Source organism: Propionimicrobium sp. PCR01-08-3, assembly GCF_030286045.1.
Taxonomy (GTDB): Bacteria; Actinomycetota; Actinomycetes; order Propionibacteriales; family Propionibacteriaceae; genus Brooklawnia.
In genome coordinates, this window is record NZ_CP127390.1 from 168,499 (window position 1) to 186,017 (window position 17,519).

Annotated in this window: 11 protein-coding genes; 9 read left to right on the forward strand and 2 right to left on the reverse strand. The window is 57.7% G+C overall.

Annotation, left to right across the window (positions count from 1 at the left end):
* Positions 1–43: 43 nt before the first annotated feature.
* Positions 44–664 carry a M23 family metallopeptidase gene (locus tag QQ658_RS00830; protein WP_286025799.1) on the reverse strand — a complete coding sequence of 207 codons (621 nt, stop codon included), beginning with the start codon at positions 662–664 and terminating at the stop codon, positions 44–46.
* A gap of 171 nt (positions 665–835) precedes the next feature.
* Here QQ658_RS00830 and QQ658_RS00835 point away from each other — a divergent pair, with 171 nt between their 5' ends.
* Positions 836–1,048, forward strand: coding sequence for a type II toxin-antitoxin system VapB family antitoxin (locus QQ658_RS00835; protein ID WP_286025800.1), 213 nt, complete (start codon positions 836–838; stop codon positions 1,046–1,048).
* On the forward strand, positions 1,045–1,458 hold the full coding sequence (locus QQ658_RS00840) for a PIN domain-containing protein (protein WP_286025801.1): 414 nt from the start codon (positions 1,045–1,047) through the stop codon (positions 1,456–1,458). Before QQ658_RS00835 ends, QQ658_RS00840 begins: the two co-directional genes overlap by 4 nt.
* Before the next feature lie 175 nt (positions 1,459–1,633).
* Here the strand turns inward: QQ658_RS00840 and QQ658_RS00845 are convergent, their stop codons facing one another.
* Positions 1,634–2,557, reverse strand: coding sequence for a restriction endonuclease (locus tag QQ658_RS00845; protein WP_286025802.1), 924 nt, complete (start codon positions 2,555–2,557; stop codon positions 1,634–1,636).
* 604 nt (positions 2,558–3,161) lie between these two features.
* Between QQ658_RS00845 and QQ658_RS00850 the strand changes: the two genes are divergently transcribed.
* The 7 genes from QQ658_RS00850 to QQ658_RS00880 all read left to right on the forward strand — a co-directional run bounded on the left by QQ658_RS00850 (position 3,162) and on the right by QQ658_RS00880 (position 17,503).
* Complete coding sequence (locus QQ658_RS00850; protein ID WP_286025803.1) at positions 3,162–6,434, forward strand: helicase-related protein; 3,273 nt, start codon at positions 3,162–3,164, stop codon at positions 6,432–6,434.
* A complete protein-coding gene (locus QQ658_RS00855) occupies positions 6,427–7,092 on the forward strand; it encodes a DUF4391 domain-containing protein (protein WP_286025804.1) in 666 nt (221 codons plus the stop codon). The genes QQ658_RS00850 and QQ658_RS00855 overlap by 8 nt, the downstream gene beginning before the upstream one ends.
* Positions 7,093–7,098: 6 nt before the next feature.
* Positions 7,099–9,087, forward strand: coding sequence for a site-specific DNA-methyltransferase (locus QQ658_RS00860; protein WP_286025805.1), 1,989 nt, complete (start codon positions 7,099–7,101; stop codon positions 9,085–9,087).
* Positions 9,080–10,951 carry a site-specific DNA-methyltransferase gene (locus tag QQ658_RS00865; RefSeq protein WP_286025806.1) on the forward strand — a complete coding sequence of 624 codons (1,872 nt, stop codon included), beginning with the start codon at positions 9,080–9,082 and terminating at the stop codon, positions 10,949–10,951. Before QQ658_RS00860 ends, QQ658_RS00865 begins: the two co-directional genes overlap by 8 nt.
* Before the next feature lie 5 nt (positions 10,952–10,956).
* Entirely contained in the window at positions 10,957–14,037 is a 3,081-nt protein-coding gene (locus QQ658_RS00870) for a type III restriction-modification system endonuclease (protein WP_286025807.1), read from the forward strand.
* An 84-nt stretch (positions 14,038–14,121) separates the two neighbouring features.
* Positions 14,122–15,237: a DUF3320 domain-containing protein gene (locus tag QQ658_RS00875; RefSeq protein ID WP_286025808.1), complete on the forward strand. Its 1,116-nt coding sequence runs from the start codon at positions 14,122–14,124 to the stop codon at positions 15,235–15,237.
* A gap of 256 nt (positions 15,238–15,493) precedes the next feature.
* On the forward strand, positions 15,494–17,503 hold the full coding sequence (locus QQ658_RS00880) for a GmrSD restriction endonuclease domain-containing protein (RefSeq protein ID WP_286025809.1): 2,010 nt from the start codon (positions 15,494–15,496) through the stop codon (positions 17,501–17,503).
* Positions 17,504–17,519 lie beyond the last annotated feature (16 nt).

Genomic DNA, 17,519 nt, shown 5'->3' on the forward strand with positions numbered 1-17,519 from the left:
CGTGAACTCATGTGCTGTTGTAACCACGTTGTCAGGCTGCCGATCACTCGTGCAGTTGACTGTGGACGATCTCCCCGTTGTGGGGAATTGATCCGTTGAAGGTCAGGGCGACGGGGTGCGCGAGTTCGACGTTCGGATTGTCGAATGCCTGCACATGTAGGTGGGGTTCGGTGCTGTTGCCGGAATTGCCGCATCGTCCGATTTGGTCGCCGCTACGCATGTGCTGGCCGGGGCGAACCAGGATCGAGGCTCGCTGCAGGTGGCACAGGGCGATGTAGCTGGAGCCCGATTGAAGGATGACATGGTTACCTGCGAGGGCCTGCCAGCCCTGGGCAATGCGGCTCCGCTGGGTGAGTGCGTAGCCGATTGATGGGATCCCGAGATAGGCCGCGTGGTCCGGCTCGTGATCGTGAGTGGCGAGGACGATGGCGTTGGCGGGCGCCAGGACCGATCGTCCGAAGCCGGGGAAGCGTTCAGCTTCTTCGGGGCGAAAGAGCGAACGAACCGTGAACGGTGCGGAGCGTCCACCGACCACGGGCACGAAATCAATCGCATAGGACGAAGCGAACAGCTCAGTTCCGTGGCTCGGGATGCGGTCAGCCGGACTGTTTTGGACGAGCCAGTCTCCGGCGAAGGGATAGTCCACATCAATCGGCGTAGTCATGCGCGTCCTCGCAATCACCTGCAAAGGCCTTCCATGAAGGCTACGCGGCACCATCGTGCTGGGCCAGCGGCTTTCGGCTGTATCGCCTGTCCGGCTATCGAATGTGTCCGAACATCGTCCTAGGTTCGGCGGTTCCACTTATATAATTGGTTATATAACTAAGGAGGATGCATGGCGGTAACGAGTGTTGATATTGACCCGCAGTTGATTGAGCGAGCTCGGGAGCTGACCGGAGAAAAGTCGAATCGTGGAGTCATCGACATGGCCTTGCGTCGGCTTATTGCGTCCAAACAGAAAGGCGCGATGGTCGATGGAATCGCTGAACTGACGGATCTCGAAGCCGAGCTTGGTGCGCCTACGGTCACTCCTAGTCAACTGCCATGACCGACTACCTGGTCGATACCTCGGTATGGGCCCGACTGGCCTCAGGAGATGAGCGAATCAGTGCGAGACTACGACGAATCGAGCGGACGCCGTCCGATCTTTTCGTCACCTGCCCGCCACAAGTGCTCGAGTTTTGCCACAGTGCGCGGACGCCCGAGGAGCACGAACGTTACAAGGAACTGATCACGCTCGGGTTCCCTCTGGAGAACGCGCCGACCGAGTCGCTGGTGCTCGGAATTCAGTCTGCACTGTGGCACGCGGGTCTTGTACGCGCGGCAGGGCCGGTAGACATTCTCATCGCCGGATACGCGATCGCCAACGATGCGACTGTGCTGAGCGCAGACCACGATTACGAATACATTGCGTCCGTCACCGAGCTGCAGCAGGAGTACGTCCGGCCTTCGCGTTGAATACCGAGCTATTCGAGCGAGCGGAGGTTCACAGTCTCATAACTGACCCCGCGAGTGATGCGAGACTGGGGATCGACAACGTGCAAGGGATTGACCACGCATGGTAGGCATGGCGTAGTTATGTCGAGAGTCACGGTGGGTTGGCTAGGTGAGATTCATTGTCCTCGCCTCGGCATCAGGCGAAGAAATCTTCGTCAATCTCCACGGCTTCAAACGTCTCGCGAACCTGCACACCTACGCCGTAGCGAATCATGAGGCGAGTCAGTAATTTTCCGTCAATGAGAACGATCCGAGTCGGAACGGTCTGAGCGTAGAACTTCGCGCCGTCCGAGAATCGGCTAGTTGTGATGAAAACTCCGCTATCGGCCTTGCCGCTCAGAGCACCGACGAAAGCCTGAAGATCAGGACGACCGACGACGTTGCCATCTGCGTACCGCTTCGCCTGGATATAGACGCGGCTGAGCCCCAAGACATCTTGGTCGATAACTCCATCAATGCCTCCGTCATTGCTTAGCTGCGTGGTGGTTCCGGTACCAGTCGTGCCGCCGTAACCCATCGCAAGTAGGAGCTGTACTACCGCCTGCTCAAAGAAGCCGGGTTCCTTGCCTTGAAGTCTTTCAAGTAACTCAGCTGCTATTTCTTGCTGAATACGTGCGATGCCGCTTTGAACTTGTTCGATTGGCGTCATTGAGGTGGCGTCTGCGTCAGCTGTTGTCTCAGCATGCTTCGTACGAGGGCCGGAGGACTCGTAGACCCGGATTGGCGACTCGGGATCCGCGCCCAGTATTTCGATATCGCGTACCTTCACGCCGTTCGGGAACAATTGCACGAGCTGTCTACCGGCATCAGTGATCTGGTAGTGCCCCCGTTTTGGACGCAGGAGAGCACCGACATTCGTGAGATACGACACACCCCAACCGATGCGATTCTCGTACTTGAGCTGACTGCCCGACGGGAGCATTTCGGTCTTTTGCTCCTCAGTGAGATTTGCTTTGTCAGCGACGAGAGGCTGGAACTCTCGCCAATGACGTATGACACCATCGCTCATCACGCACAAGGTGGGGAGCATGAATTCCTCCCAAGTTGGCATGTCCGTCATGAGCAGGTGCCCTCCAAGTCTGTCGCGTATTCCTCAGCGCAGGTCCGAAGCCCGGGTGGTGTGCGAACTCGATCCTCAGTGTAATGAAGTCGGGGATTCCAACCGAGTTGAGCCCCGACCCGTCCGATGCCGTGTGCTATGGGCCAGCGAGTCATCTCATGAACTCTGGACTGGTTCAGACTGCCGAGGGGCTGGTTGCATGTAACGGAGGGCCGTTGCGGATCCGTGAACGCTAACTGAGATCCGAGAAATTCTCGACGAGCTGAGCTATTGAATACGGCCCAATCCTGGACGAGGTATTGGGTTGTACGCTGCTGCCTGCGCAGGACGGGCTTCGCCGATAAGATCATGGCGGTTGGTCCTGTTCATCGGGCCGTTTAAGCAGAAAGCGTGTCAGCGTGATTAGGCCGTGGCCGCCGGCGAATGATGTCTCCGGCACCTCTTACGTAGTTAAGTGGGTTCTTGGCGGCATGTTCACAAGCGCGGACATCTCTCCTCGACGAGTTGGCTGTTCGCTAGAGTGCGAAGTAGCAGGACTTCGTGGCTGGCTAGCCGGGATGCTTTCGGCGCTCGGCACCCAAACAAAGCAAAGGTGACTAGTAGCTTGCGTATCATCAACAACGTCACCGACCTTTTGGGTGACGACCTCAAGGCCGTACTCACCCCCGGCTCCAAGGTCCGGATCGCAGCCTCCGCGTTCTCGATCTTCGCTTTCGAATCATTGAAGAAGGAGCTGGAGAAGGTCAGCGAACTGGAGTTCATCTTCACGTCTCCATCGTTTGTGACCGAGGATGTGACTGACAAGGTTCGCAAGGAGCGTCGTCAGTTCTTCATCCCTGCCGGGCACGCTGAGTCGGCGATCGCTGGGTCAGAGTTCGAGATTCGGCTGCGTAACAAGCTCACCCAGAAGGCCATCGCCCGGGAGTGTGCGGACTGGGTGCGCCGCAAAGTCACCTTCCGCTCCAACGCGACAGGCAACCCGATGCAGGCACTGGCTGGAGTGGACGACCGGGCCGCATATTTCCCGATTCAGGGTTTCACGACCACAGACTTGGGGTATGAGAAGGGTCCTGCCGTCTCCAACGTCGTCACCAAATTTGAAGGCTCAACTGAGACCCAGTCGTTTCTCGTGCTATTTGACCAGATCTGGAATGATCCCGACCAACTCGACGACGTCACCCAGGCAGTGTGCGATCACATCGCCACCGTGTATACGGAGAACTCCCCGGAGCGCATCTATTTCTTGATCCTGTACAACCTGTTCGCCGATTTCCTCGATGACGTCAATGAAGACGTGCTCCCGAACGATCGCACTGGCTACCAGGAGACCAAGGTCTGGAAAAGGCTGTATAACTTCCAGCACGATGCAGCGACCGGCATCATCAACAAGCTGGAAACCTACAACGGCTGCATCCTCGCGGACTCCGTCGGTCTGGGGAAGACCTTCACCGCGCTGGCCGTCATCAAGTACTACGAGCTGCGCAACAAGTCCGTACTGGTACTTTGCCCGAAAAAGCTCGCGGAGAACTGGACGAACTACAACTCGCCCTACACTACAAATCTTTTTCGTGAAGATCGTTTCAATTACAAGGTCTTGGCTCATACGGATTTATCGAGGACGAAAGGTCAGTCCCTTGGCCTGGATTTGTCTCGGCTTAATTGGGGCAATTTCGATCTGGTGGTGATTGACGAGTCTCATAACTTCCGCAATGCCGACTACGCGGAAGAGAAAGAGTCTCGCTACCAGCGCCTCATGCGCCAGGTCATCAAGGAGGGTGTGAAGACGAAGGTACTCATGCTGTCGGCTACCCCGGTGAACAACCGGTTCAACGACCTGAAGAACCAGCTCCAGCTCGCTTACGAGGGCGAGTCGGAGAATCTCTCCAAGCACCTGAACATTTCCACCAGCGTGGAGAAAGTGTTCTCCGACGCACAGCGGGTCTTCAACGAATGGTCCAAGCTCGACGCCGAGCAGCGCACGACGGACCAGATATTGAAGATGCTGGACTTCGACTTCTTCGAACTTCTGGACTCGGTGACGATCGCCCGGTCGCGCAAGCACATCCAGGCCTTCTACGACACCACCGAGATCGGTGCCTTCCCAGAACGCCTCACGCCCATCTCCGTGCGTGAACCGCTCACCGATCTCCCAGACGTGCCCGGATTCAATGACATCTTCGAACAGCTTCAGGCCCTCACCTTGGCCGTCTACACCCCGTTGGCCTACGTGTTTAAGTCCCGTCGCAGCAAGTACGAGGACCTGTACGACGTCACCGCCGGGAACGCCCGGTCGAATCTGGGGCAGGCGGGCCGCGAGCAAGGCCTCAAGCAGCTGATGACCGTCAACCTCCTCAAGCGTCTGGAGAGCTCGGTTGAGGCGTTCCGCCTGACGCTGGGTAAGGTCCAAGGCTCTGTCACACAGACCTTGTCCCGGATCAGCAACCACGCTGGAAACCTTGCCGACCTTGTCCCGGACATGGCGGGGCACGACTTTGATATTGACGACGAGGACGACGCCAACATCGAGGCACTCTCCTTCGGAGACAAGATCCGCATCGACCTAGATGACCTCGACATCGAGTCCTGGCAACGCGACCTGTGGAACGATCGCGAGACCCTGCGTGAACTCCTCGACGAGATGAACAAGGTCACCCCCGACCACGACTTGAAGCTCCGCAAGCTCAAGGACATCATCCGCTCCAAAGAGCAGCATCCAATCAACCCCGGCAACCGCAAGGTGCTGGTGTTCTCCGCCTTCGCGGACACTACCGACTACCTCTACAAGAACCTCGCACCTGCGCTCGCCACCGCGGGGTTGGAGACCGCGGTCATCACCGGCGGCAACCGTGCGCACACCACGCTGGGGAAGGGCTACGACTTCCAGCAGATCATGTCCCTGTTCTCCCCGCGCTCCAAGCAGCGTGAGCTGACCATGCCCGGAGAGACCCGCGAGCTGGACGTGTTGATCGGCACCGACGTCATCAGCGAGGGACAGAACCTCCAGGACTGCGACTACCTGATCAACTACGACATCCACTGGAACCCGGTGCGTATCATCCAGCGGTTCGGACGCATCGACCGCATCGGGTCCACCAACCAGGTCATTCAGCTGGTGAACTTCTGGCCCGACATCTCCCTGGACGAATACATCAACCTCAAGGAACGCGTCGAGAACCGGATGGTCATCGCCGACATCGCGGGCACTGCCGACGACAACGTCCTCACCCAAGAAGACCCGGACACGGCCTTCCGTAAGGAACAGCTCCGCAAGCTCCAAGACGAAGTCATTGAGCTGGAAGACGTCCGCACCGGTGTCTCCATCACCGACCTCGGACTCAACGACTTCCGCATGGACCTCCTCGGCTACATCAAGCAGTACGGCGACCTCGCCACAGTTCCGAAGGGCCTGCATGCCGTCGTCCCTGCCGATCCCGCCAAGGGACTCGTCCCTGGGGTGATCTTCGCGTTGCGCAACGTCAACGCGGACGAGCACATGAACCGCGGCAACCGACTCCACCCGCACTACCTCGTCTATCTCGACCAGGATGGTGAGCTTGTCGCCGATCACACGGAGGCCAAGCATCTGCTAGATCTTCTGCGTACTGGATGCCGACCGTTCAGCCAGCCGGTTCCCGCGGCCGTGCGCACCTTCAACGCCGTGACTCGGGACGGTGCCGATATGAGCAAGTATTCCCAGCTACTCACGGACGCGATCCACTCGATGATCGACGTCAGCGAAGAACGCGACATCGATAGCCTGTTCACCCCCGGCCACACCACCGCCCTGACGCAGACCATCGCCGGGCTGGACGACTTCGAGCTAACCGCATTTATCGCCGTCGTCAACCCCGCGAAACGGGTGAGCGTTGGTGACTGACCTGCTCTACCAGTGGCCGACGGCCGCTCACTTCGGGAAGCGAATTCCCAAAGAGAAGTTCTACGAACACGCCACCGTCAGCGCTGCTCTGCGAGAGAAGTTCGTCTCGGAGGTCGCTCGCGTGACCTGGGAGTACAAGCTCGCCGAAGCAACGATCAACCTGCCTGACAGCGACGAGGTCCCCGAGATCCAGGTCTTCCGGGTCGAAGCAAAAGGCATCGATGTGTCGGAGCCAGTGCTTGCGGCGATCGACAAGGCGATCCCTACTCCGATCATTTTTGAAGTCACCCGCGAAGCCGTAGATGGGAAACAGGTCCGCATGGTGGCGGCACATAAGCAGCTCGGTGCTGGTGCGCCGAAGATCAGCCAGTACTTGACCACAGGCTGGCAGCCTGCCGACACCGAGCGTCAGCTACTGCCCACCGCGATCACCCTGTCGGCCCTCTACGCGGCCTTGCTAGAGCCGCTCACCGACGTCGACATCCGTCCAGGCGAAGGAATGTCAGAGGTCGCTGACAGACTGAAGAACGTCGGCAAGCTCGAACGCGAGATCAAGACACTGGAGCGAAAGCTCCGCACCGAGAAACAGTTCAACCGGAAGATCGAACTGCGCCGCATCCTCAAGACCAAACAAGCACAGCTGGAACAGCAAAGGTAAGACCCCATGGAGAAACTGCGCATGACATCGCCCGACCTCACCGAGGCGAACATTGACAAGCTCGCCAAGCTGTTCCCAACCGTTGTCACCGAGACCCTCGACGCCGACGGCAACCCACAACGGTCCGTCGACTTCGACCTCCTACGCCAGGAACTCTCTAGCCACGTCGTCGAGGGCCCCCAGGAGCGGTACCGACTCGACTGGCCCGGGAAACGCGCAGCCGCCTTCGCGGCCAACGCACCGATCGCCAAGACCCTCCGCCCCGTACGTGAGGAGTCCGTCGACTTCGACGCCACCAAGAACCTCTTCATCGAGGGCGACAATCTCGACGCGCTCAAGCTTCTCCAGGGGTCCTATCTCGGTAAAGTGAAACTCATCTACATTGACCCGCCGTACAACACGGGTCGTGACTTCATCTACGACGACGACTTCGCCGAATCAACCGCTTCGTTCCTTGAGCGTTCTGGCCAGGTTGATGACGAGGGAGCGCGTCTGGTGGCGAACAGTGATGCCAACGGTCGCTACCACTCCGACTGGCTGAGCATGATGTATCCCCGCCTCAAGCTTGCACGCAACCTCCTCAAGGAGGATGGCGTCATCTTCATCTCAATTGACGATCATGAGATCGACAACCTTCGCGAGCTTTGCGACGAGGTTTTCGGCGCACAGAACTTCGTTGCCCAGATCATTTGGCAGAAGGTCTACTCACCCAAGAATTCCGCCCAGTGGTTTTCCGAGGATCACGACTACATCGTCTGCTACGCACGGGACAAACAGGAATGGCGTCCCAACAAGTTGCCGCGCACCCCCGAGATGGAAGCTCGATACAAGAACCCCGACCGTGACTCTCGCGGGCCCTGGAAGTCAAGCGACCTCGCGGCCCGCAACCGCTACGACGCAGGCGTGTACTCGATCACGACACCATCTGGCCGCGTGATACCTGGGCCGCCTCGTGGAAGCTATTGGAGATTCAGTGAGGAAAAATTCAAGCAACTAGACGCTGATGATCGGATCTGGTGGGGCAGCGATGGCTCAAATACTCCGGCAGTCAAACGGTTTTTGTCCGAAGTCTCTGACGGACGCACTCCCCAGACCTTCTGGCCATACTCGGAGGTCGGTCATACCCAGGATGCTAAGAAGACGCTGTTGAAATACGTGCCATTCGAGCACACGGAGAACGTGCTCAACTCGGTCAAACCTGTTCAGCTCATCCAGCGCATTCTCCAGCTCGCCACCAACCCGAACGACAGCGACGTCGTCCTCGACTTCTTCAGCGGAAGTGGGACGACACCGCACGCGGTAATGGTCCAGAACTCTATCGACGGCGGAAACCGTCGATACATCGCTGTCCAGATCCAAGAACCACTGGATAAGCCCGAGCCGACGTTCGATTCCATCCTCGGAATGAGTCTTGAACGTCTCAAGAACGTGGCCACAGAACTCTGTGCGGAGTTGAACCCGCTCGATCTTGGGTACCGCCTAGTGAAGATCGACACCACCAACATGACCAGCGTCACCCGAGAACCTGACAAGACTGACCAACTCGCGCTTGATGAACTTGAGCCCAGCATCAAGAGCGGTCGGTCTGGCGAAGACCTCCTCTTCCAAGTTCTGCTCGACTGGGGTCTTGAACTTACGATGCCCATCCGAAAGGAGTACACCGATGGCTTCGACATCTACAACGTTGAGGAGGGCGCATTGATCCTCTGCATGCACCCGCGTGACGCACGCAATTCCTCTCTCTCTCTCTCTCTCTCTCTCTCTCTCTCGGGCTGCCGCGGCTATCGCGGAACAACACCCGGTACGCGCAGTCTTCCTCGACGAGGACTTCGCGGACGATGCAGAACGCATCAACGTCGAGCAAATCTTCCGCGAGAAATCGCCATCGAGCGAGGTCAAGGCACTGTAGATGCACACTGTGGCAACGGAACGACGTCGCGGTACAGCAGTCAAACAAGTCATTCTGCTCGCCGTTTGGTGGTGCAGCATGATTGAGAAACTGCGCATGACATCGCCTGACCTCACCGAGGCGAACATCGACAAGCTCGCCGAACTATTCCCAACCGTCATCACCGAGACCCTCGACCCTGACGGCAACCCACAGCGTGCAGTCGACTTCGATCTCCTCCGACAAGAACTCTCCGACCACATCGTCGAGGGCCCCCAAGAGCGATACCGACTCGACTGGCCCGGCAAGCGCACAGCGGCGTTCGCAGCCAACGCTCCTATCGCCAAGACGCTACGTCCGGTCCGTGAGGAGTCCGTCGACTTCGACACGACGAAGAACCTCTTCATCGAAGGCGACAACCTCGACGCGCTTAAGCTTCTTCAGGAGCCCTACCTCGGCAAGATCAAACTGATTTATATCGACCCTCCTTACAACACGGGTAACGACTTCGTATATTCAGATGACTATGCCGAGTCTCGCGAGGTGTATCTTGAGCGATCTGGTCAAACTTCAAGCTCCGGGTATCGCCTCGTCGCCAACCCAGAATCAAACGGTCGATTCCATTCTGAGTGGCTGAGCATGATGTTTCCCCGGCTAAAGCTCGCCAGAAATCTCTTGGCCGACGACGGCGCAATATTCGTCTCCATCGATGACGGTGAGGCAGCGAACCTTCGACGGCTCCTTGACGAGATTTTTGGCGCTCAGAACTTCAGGGCCGATATTTCGTGGCAGAAGCGGTACACCAGAAGTAACAATACGCAAGATTTCACGACCGTCGTCGAGCACATAATTGTCTTCGCGCGTTCTGACAAGTTTAAGGTCAATCTATTGCCGCGCACCGGAGAAGCTGACGACCGCTACACTAATCCCGACCGTGATCCGAGAGGCCCCTGGAAGGGGGCATCGTTCCTAAACCCTGCTACACCAGCGCAGCGACCAAATCTCGCATACCCAATCCTGAATCCGAATACTGGAAACGTCACCCAACCCACGAGTAACGCATGGCGCCGTTCAAAACAAGAATTTGATCGACTTCAGCGAGAGGGCCTCTTGTACTGGGGATCAGACGGCACTGCTCCGATTCCCTCAATAAAGATGTTCCTTAGCGAGGCCAGAGGACTCACACCGATCAACCTGTGGACCCATGACTACGCCGGAAACACAGATGAGGGAACGAAGGACTTGGCAGACCTGTTCGGCGCCAAGGTTTTCGACAATCCCAAACCAGTCAAACTCATGAAACGGATACTTGAACACTCGACAACAGATGATTCGATCGTTTTAGATTTCTTTGCCGGATCAGGAAGCATGGCCCAGGCCGTGCTGGAACTAAATGCGGAAACCGGCTCTCACCGACGATTCCTTATGGTCCAGCTGCCTGAGTCCACTGACACCCGTTCGGTTGCGAATCGACAAGGGTACCGAACAATATCGGCCATCACGAGAGAGCGAATTAGAAAGGTGGCGTCGGTTCTCAAGGGGGGTTCGAATGCTGAGGGTCAGGATCAAGGTTTTCGCGCACTGCTGATCGGCACAACGAGTATGACGGACGTCGCTCAGGAACCTGACAAGACAAACCAACTCGACCTAGGTCAGCTTGAGTCAAGCATCAAGAGTGGCCGGTCGAGCGAAGATTTGCTATTTCAAGTTCTTCTGGACTGGGGCCTTGAACTCACGATGAGGGTTGACGCACAGACAGTCTCAGGTCATGAGATCTTCAATGTCGAGGACGGGGCACTTGTTGCATGCCTTAGTGAATCGATTACGCCAAGTATTGTCCAAGAGATGGCACGCCTCCGGCCAATGCGCGCAGTGTTCCGGGATGATGCGTTTCCGTCAGACTCTGCACGGATCAATGCCGAGCAGATCTTCCGTGAGATATCTCCCTCCACAGAAGTGAAGGCAATCTGATCACGATGAAGCTTCAGTTTAAGGTTCAGCAGTACCAGACAGATGCTGTTGATTCGGTGGTCGAGGTCTTTGAAGGCCAGCCAAAGCATGACGGCATTTCGTATCGTGTCGACCCGGGAAGACCTCAAGCGGGTATGGCCCCGCTGTACTCGGATTCGGGTTTGCGCAATGCTGAAATTGCGTTGTCTGATGCTCAGCTCTTGGGGAATGTGAACAAGGTGCAGCAGACGCGGAACCTGCCGTTCTCTTCTGTGTTGAAGGACAGCAAAGCTGCCCCACATGCACCTAACCTGGACGTGGAGATGGAGACCGGTACAGGGAAGACCTACGTCTACATCAAGACGATCATGGAGCTTCACAAGCGGTACGGCTGGTCGAAATACATCATCGTCGTGCCGTCAATTGCGATCCGGGAGGGCGTCAAGAAGTCCTTTGACGTCACAGCAGACCACTTCCAGCACGACTTCCATACCAAGCCTCGAACGTTCGTCTACAACTCTTCGCAACTACATGAACTGGAGCGGTTCAGCTCGGATGCGGGGGTGCAGGTGATGATCATTAATATCCAGGCGTTCAACGCAACGGGTAAGGACAATCGCCGAATCTACGACGTTCTGGATGATTTCCAGTCCCGTAAGCCGATCGATGTGATCGCGGCGAACCGGCCGATCGTGATCATCGATGAGCCGCAGAAAATCGGCGCGGAGAAGTCCCTCAAGGCTCTGTCGAACTTCAACGCGCTGATGATGCTGCGATACTCAGCAACCCACAAGGTAGAGCACACCAAAGTGCATCGCCTCGACGCACTGGACGCTTACAACCAGAAGCTGGTTAAGAAGATCGCAGTCCGAGGCATCACCGTGAAAGGTTTGGCTGGGTCCACGGCCTACCTGTACCTTGAGGCAATCGAGATCGCGAAGGGCGTGTTGCCTCGTGCTCGGGTGGAGATCGAGGTCCATACCAAGACGGGGATCAAGCGTCAGGTCAAGCGCGTGGAGAAGGGCACTAACCTCCATGACCTCTCCAACGGGCTGGAGGCCTACCGGGCCCACGGCAAGTCCCTCGTCGTCATCGATATTGATGCCAGCCGTGATGTCATCGAGCTGAGCAATGGGGACGTCGTGTTCGCCGGTCAGCTCGCGGATCGTGACGTCACGGAGGACACCAAGCGCCGCATCCAGATCCGGGAGGTCATCCGCGCCCATCTGGACAAGGAACGTGAACTGTTCAACCAAGGCATCAAGGTACTGTCCTTGTTCTTTATCGACGAGGTGGCGAAGTACCGCGACTACTCCCGAGAGGACACGCTCGGCGAATACGCGCGCATATTCGAGGAGGAATACACGCTGATCCGCGACGAGGTCCTTGGCGAGCTAGTCCTCAACGACGCGACCGCCGCTTACCAGTCCTACCTGCGCCGCGACGAGGTCCGCAAGATTCATCAGGGCTACTTCTCGATTGACAAGAAGACCAAACACCAAATTGACGGCAGGGTCTCCGCCCGTGGGGATGACAAAGGCCAGTCCACCGATTTTGAGGCCTATGATCTTATCCTTAAGAAAAAGGAACGGCTTCTCTCCTTTGATGAGCCGGTACGGTTTATCTTCTCTCACTCAGCGCTTCGCGAGGGGTGGGACAACCCGAACGTGTTCGTTATGGGCATGCTGAAGAAGAGTGACAACACGGTGTCCCGCCGTCAAGAGGTCGGACGCGGACTACGACTGGCTGTGGACCAGCGGGGCGAGCGCATGGATGAAGCGACTGTTGGCGCCAGCGTCCATGACATCAATGAGCTGACCGTCGTGACCGACGAGTCCTACACGGACTTCGTTGACGGACTCCAGAAGGAAATCTCCGACTCTCTGGCCGCCCGCCCACGCAAGGCGAGCATCGACTTCTTCAAGGGCAAGACGATCCAAACCACCGCAGGCGAGTCGATAATCGAAGAACAATTGGCCAATGCTATTTATGACTATCTACTCATAAATGCATATATTGACGACAATCATCTGATCACCACCGTCTACGAGGAAGCCAAGGCTGAAGGGACGCTCGCCGTCCCAACGTCCGAGGTCTTATTGCCAGTGGTGGACTTCATTTGGCCCCTCGTGGACTCGCTGTACATCGACGTGCCGAAGCCCACCGATGACCGTAAACCGAAGAAGGTTCCCCTCAACGAGGCAAACTTCGCGCGCAAGGAGTTCCAGAGCCTGTGGGGTCGGATCAACCACAAAGCGGTCTACCAAGTCGAGTTCGACTCAGACGAACTGATCCGCAAGGCCATAGACCACATGGACAAGCACCTCAACGTTGCATCCATGCAGTACGTCATCCAATCAGGTAAGCAACGCGATGAGCTGGAAGCTGACGACCTGTCGAAGGGCTCGGGATTCGCGGTATCCACCACGGAGACCGTAACCGAGACGGAGACGGCTGGCTCCCAGGTGAAATACGACCTGCTGGGTGAGATTGCCGAAAAGACGAAGCTGACCCGCCGTACGGTCGCCGCGATCCTCAAGGGCGTCCGACCGGACACGTTCGGGAAGTTCAGACTGAACCCGGAGCAGTTCATCACCGAGTCTGCGCGGCTGATCAACGAGCAGAAGGCCACCGTCATCGTGGAACACCTCGCGTACGACGCTCTGGACGAGAGCTTCGACTCGGCCATCTTCACGGAGAACCAGACCAAGCAAGACCTCACCCACGCCGGTGACAAGCTCACGAAGCACATCTACGACTATGTCGTGACTGACTCCAAGATCGAGCGTGCTTTCGTCAACGAGCTGGACACCAGCACCGAGGTCGCCGTGTACGCGAAGCTCCCACGTGGGTTCTTCATCCCGACTCCGGTCGGGGACTACAACCCAGACTGGGCGATCGCGTTCAAGGAAGGCAGCGTCAAGCACGTCTACTTCGTCGCGGAGACCAAGGGCTCACTCTCAACCCTCCAATTGAAGGGCATGGAGGATGCGAAGATCGAATGCGCTCGCAAGTTCTTCGCGTCCCTCAACAAGAAGAACGACGGCGACGTCACGTACAACGTCGTTACCGATTACACCGAGCTGATGCAGCTCGTAACCGCATAAGAAAGCACGAATGATGATAAATCGCCGACGCTTTGATAGGTATCCACGCCGTACTCTGAGCGCGTATCACGGGGTAGGCATAGCGTGACCACAGAATCCAATCCGAACCACTCCGTCCAGACTGCGTTCACCTTACTGTCAGGCCGACTCGATCCGATTATTGCCAAGCGCTTGCGAGAAGAACTTGGCGGACTCCCGTGGACCGCAGTGCTGGAGCAGCTTGATCACGTGCGAGGCTATAACCCTAAGACATACTCATCCTCTGATCTGCAGGCGCAGCTTCGGATGCTAACGGAAAAGCTGGGTGGGCTCGGGTACCCTTTCGAGAGAGACAGTAACCGGACTGTTTCCACACTCGGTAGCGAGCTGCGCATTATGCGGAATCGCTGGGCACATAACGACGAGTTCACAGCGCTCGATGCGTGGCGGGCGTATGACTTCTCCGCTCGGCTCCTGCACTGTTTCGACGATCATGCCGGGCTCGTGCAGCTTGAAGATCCCCGCCTTGAGGCGCTGGCTGCTGCCGCGGCCGCCGAAGGCGTCGCCACCACAACTGTCCTTGATAAAGCAGAGGTCGATGATGCAGACGTCGAAGAGCCTCTTGAGGACACGGAAGGCGCAGGGGAAGAAGAACTAGTGTCGCCCGATCCTTCCATGATGGTGCGCTCAGATTCGGCGGCCACGCCGCTCATCGGAAATGGTCGAGCAGAGTTCTCGCCATGGGAAATCGTCAAGGTCGGCGACAAAAGCGTGCTCGACGCTCTCCCAAAAAAGGCAGCCAAAGAGAAGGTCCGCGCTGCGGCAATCGAAATCACCGAGTTTGAAGGCCCGATCCATATCGAACGACTTGCGAATCTTGTCGCTCAATCGTTCGGAATGCACCGCGTCGCCCCTAAACGCATGGACAAAATCACCTACCAAATCAGGCAAACCGATCTCGTCATAGATAGGGACAAATTCGTTTGGCCAAGTGCGATCGATCGAGGTACGTGGACCGAATTCCGACCTAATGACTCGACCTGCGAACGATCGTTCTTGCTGATAAGTCCAGTAGAGATATCGAACGCCGCAAAGTTCCTCCGTGCTACCCGACCGGACATTGGCCAAGTTGAACTCGAATCCGCAGCGCTCCAGACTTTCGGACGTAAACGTCGAACCAAGCAACTGATGGCTCATCTCAAGCGCGGATTAGACCTCTGACCGCGCCTTTGGGCGCGAGCGATTCGACAACTAACGGAGTACCTTGTAACCGACTCCAAGCCCAGGCTGACAAGTATCTTGACCTGATGGAGTAGCCATCCGTGGGATGCAGAAACTCGACGATCTGTTCACGATACGGTAATGAGTGGCCGCTTGAGCAGTCGCGGAGATACTCGATCGACAGCGGCTAGGTAAGAACGAGAGCGCGCCGGCGGGGGATCCGATCACGTGCTCGTGAATGGGGAATGGACCTGCCGTGGCAATTAATGCTGAGCAGCGAACGCTCGTCAAGGTGTTCTCTCTCGATCGCCGATATGTCATCCCGGACTATCAACGTCCCTATGTATGGAGGTTCGACGATGCGTTCCAGCTCGTCGAAGACCTCAAATCCGCGTGGCGGCGTGGCGACGAAGACTTCTTTCTCGGCTCGATCGTGCTGATGGGTGAGCCGGAGTCCTCGACCATGGAGGTGATCGACGGCCAGCAGCGGCTGACGACGCTGGCCTTGTTATTCGCTGTGCTGCGTAACTACACCGAGGACGAGGCTCGCCAGAACGAGCTGACGGATCTGCTGAAGACGACCGCGAACTCGATCCGTTCCATCGCCGCCGAGCCCAGGGTTCAGGTCAGGAATCTCGATCGGGCCTTCTTCGAGCAATACATCATCAACGACGATGTGATCGGGCTGCGTGAACTCGTATCGGCCGACCTGCCATCCCAAGGGCAACGCAATATCCGCGACAACGTACAGGCGATCATCGAAGCCCTGGACGATGTTCTCAGCGCAGATGACCCCTGGTCCTTCGTCCAGTATGTGGTGACGTCGGTGTCCCTGGTCGTCGTCGAGACCGACGGGGTTGAGAGTGCACACCGGATCTTCGGCGTCCTCAACACCCGTGGTGTGCCGCTGACTGCGTCCGATGTTTTCAAAGCCAGAGTGCTGGGCTCGATCGACGAGACACATAGAGACGCCTACGCGGAGCTTTGGGACCAGCGCATCGAACCGATCTCAGGTGGCCCCGACCCGTTCTTTCAGCATCTGCTCGTGCTCATCACGCGCAGTAGCGCGAAACGCACCCTTATCGAAGAGTTCAACGAGCGCGTCCTCGACAAGTATCTCTCCGACAACGGTGCGGAGCGGTTCATCGACGAGATTCTGGCGCCCTTGGCGCTCGCCTACATGCAGGCGAGCGAGAGCGGCTCTGACGTCTCGCCACAGACCGAAAGGATTCTCGATCTGCTGCGCCAGTACCCGTCGGAAGACTGGATGCCGGTGGCGATGTGGGTGCTCAACCACTCGCTGAGCGAAGCCAAGCGCAACGAGATCCTCAGCGGTCTGGAACGTGTTTTCGGTGTGTACACGGCTGCGGGTGTCTCCGCGGATCAGCGAAGCACGCGGATCGTTCAGCTGCTCCGCGATCTGCAGGACGCGCTCGCCGACGACGGGCATGACGACGATTCTCTCGCCAGGGTCTTCCGGATCCCCGACAATATCCGGCAGCGGGCAATCCTTCGTGCCAAGGGGAATCTGCCGGTGAGCGCGCTGCGGCGAATCCTGCTGCTGCGTGCCCACTATGCCGAACTTGATGCGCTGGAACTGCTGCCGAGGCAGGTCGGTGTCGCCCAATTGCTGCCCAAACACGCGATCCCGGGTGTGGCGTCCACCATCGAACATGAGCAATGGAGCGGACGATTGGGGACGCTCGCGCTGGTCCGCGGGAAGCCGGGTTCGCCGGACACCGCGGCATCGTGGCAGCAGATCCGGCAGCGGGTCGTGGGCCGCGCCGGGTTCGCGTCCACCATTGCCACCGACCTTTCAGGCATGGACGAGCTGACTCCCGAATCGTTGGCAAGTCGTCAGCAGCAGATCGTGTGCCGAATTGCGGAGTTCTGGGACATCGTCCGGGATAGCGACGGCATTGATCTCACGGTTTTGCCCGAAGGTGATCTGGTTCAGACGGCCGGCGGCAAGAGCCTTGCCAGGTCGCGGCGCACTCGACTCTCTGATGTCGTCGCGACAGGTCTGCTGTCGCCGGGCGACAGGCTTGTTTGGGAACGACGTAACAAGGGCGATGAGTTTCGGGTTACGGTCACCGGCGATGGGCAATTGGAATTGAAAGACGGCATGAGGGTCAGCTCTCCCTCTGCCGCCTGTGAAGCAGTGGCAGGCTCGAGAGCGCAGGCGCTCGACGTGTGGAAGCGATTGAGTGACGGAGCAAGTTTGCGCAGCATCTGGAAGATCTACGAGCGACGGTTCACACGCTGACGACGTTGTTGTGACG

Bases quoted from the DNA above. Each gene is read 5' to 3' on its own strand.
- QQ658_RS00870 (WP_286025807.1), top strand. From the start codon at position 10,957: ATGAAGCTTCAGTTTAAGGTTCAGCAGTACCAGACAGATGCTGTTGAT.
- QQ658_RS00845 (WP_286025802.1), bottom strand. From the start codon at position 2,557: ATGACGGACATGCCAACTTGGGAGGAATTCATGCTCCCCACCTTGTGC.
- QQ658_RS00840 (WP_286025801.1), top strand. From the start codon at position 1,045: ATGACCGACTACCTGGTCGATACCTCGGTATGGGCCCGACTGGCCTCA.
- QQ658_RS00860 (WP_286025805.1), top strand. From the start codon at position 7,099: ATGGAGAAACTGCGCATGACATCGCCCGACCTCACCGAGGCGAACATT.
- QQ658_RS00830 (WP_286025799.1), bottom strand. From the start codon at position 664: ATGACTACGCCGATTGATGTGGACTATCCCTTCGCCGGAGACTGGCTC.
- QQ658_RS00865 (WP_286025806.1), top strand. From the start codon at position 9,080: ATGATTGAGAAACTGCGCATGACATCGCCTGACCTCACCGAGGCGAAC.
- QQ658_RS00835 (WP_286025800.1), top strand. From the start codon at position 836: ATGGCGGTAACGAGTGTTGATATTGACCCGCAGTTGATTGAGCGAGCT.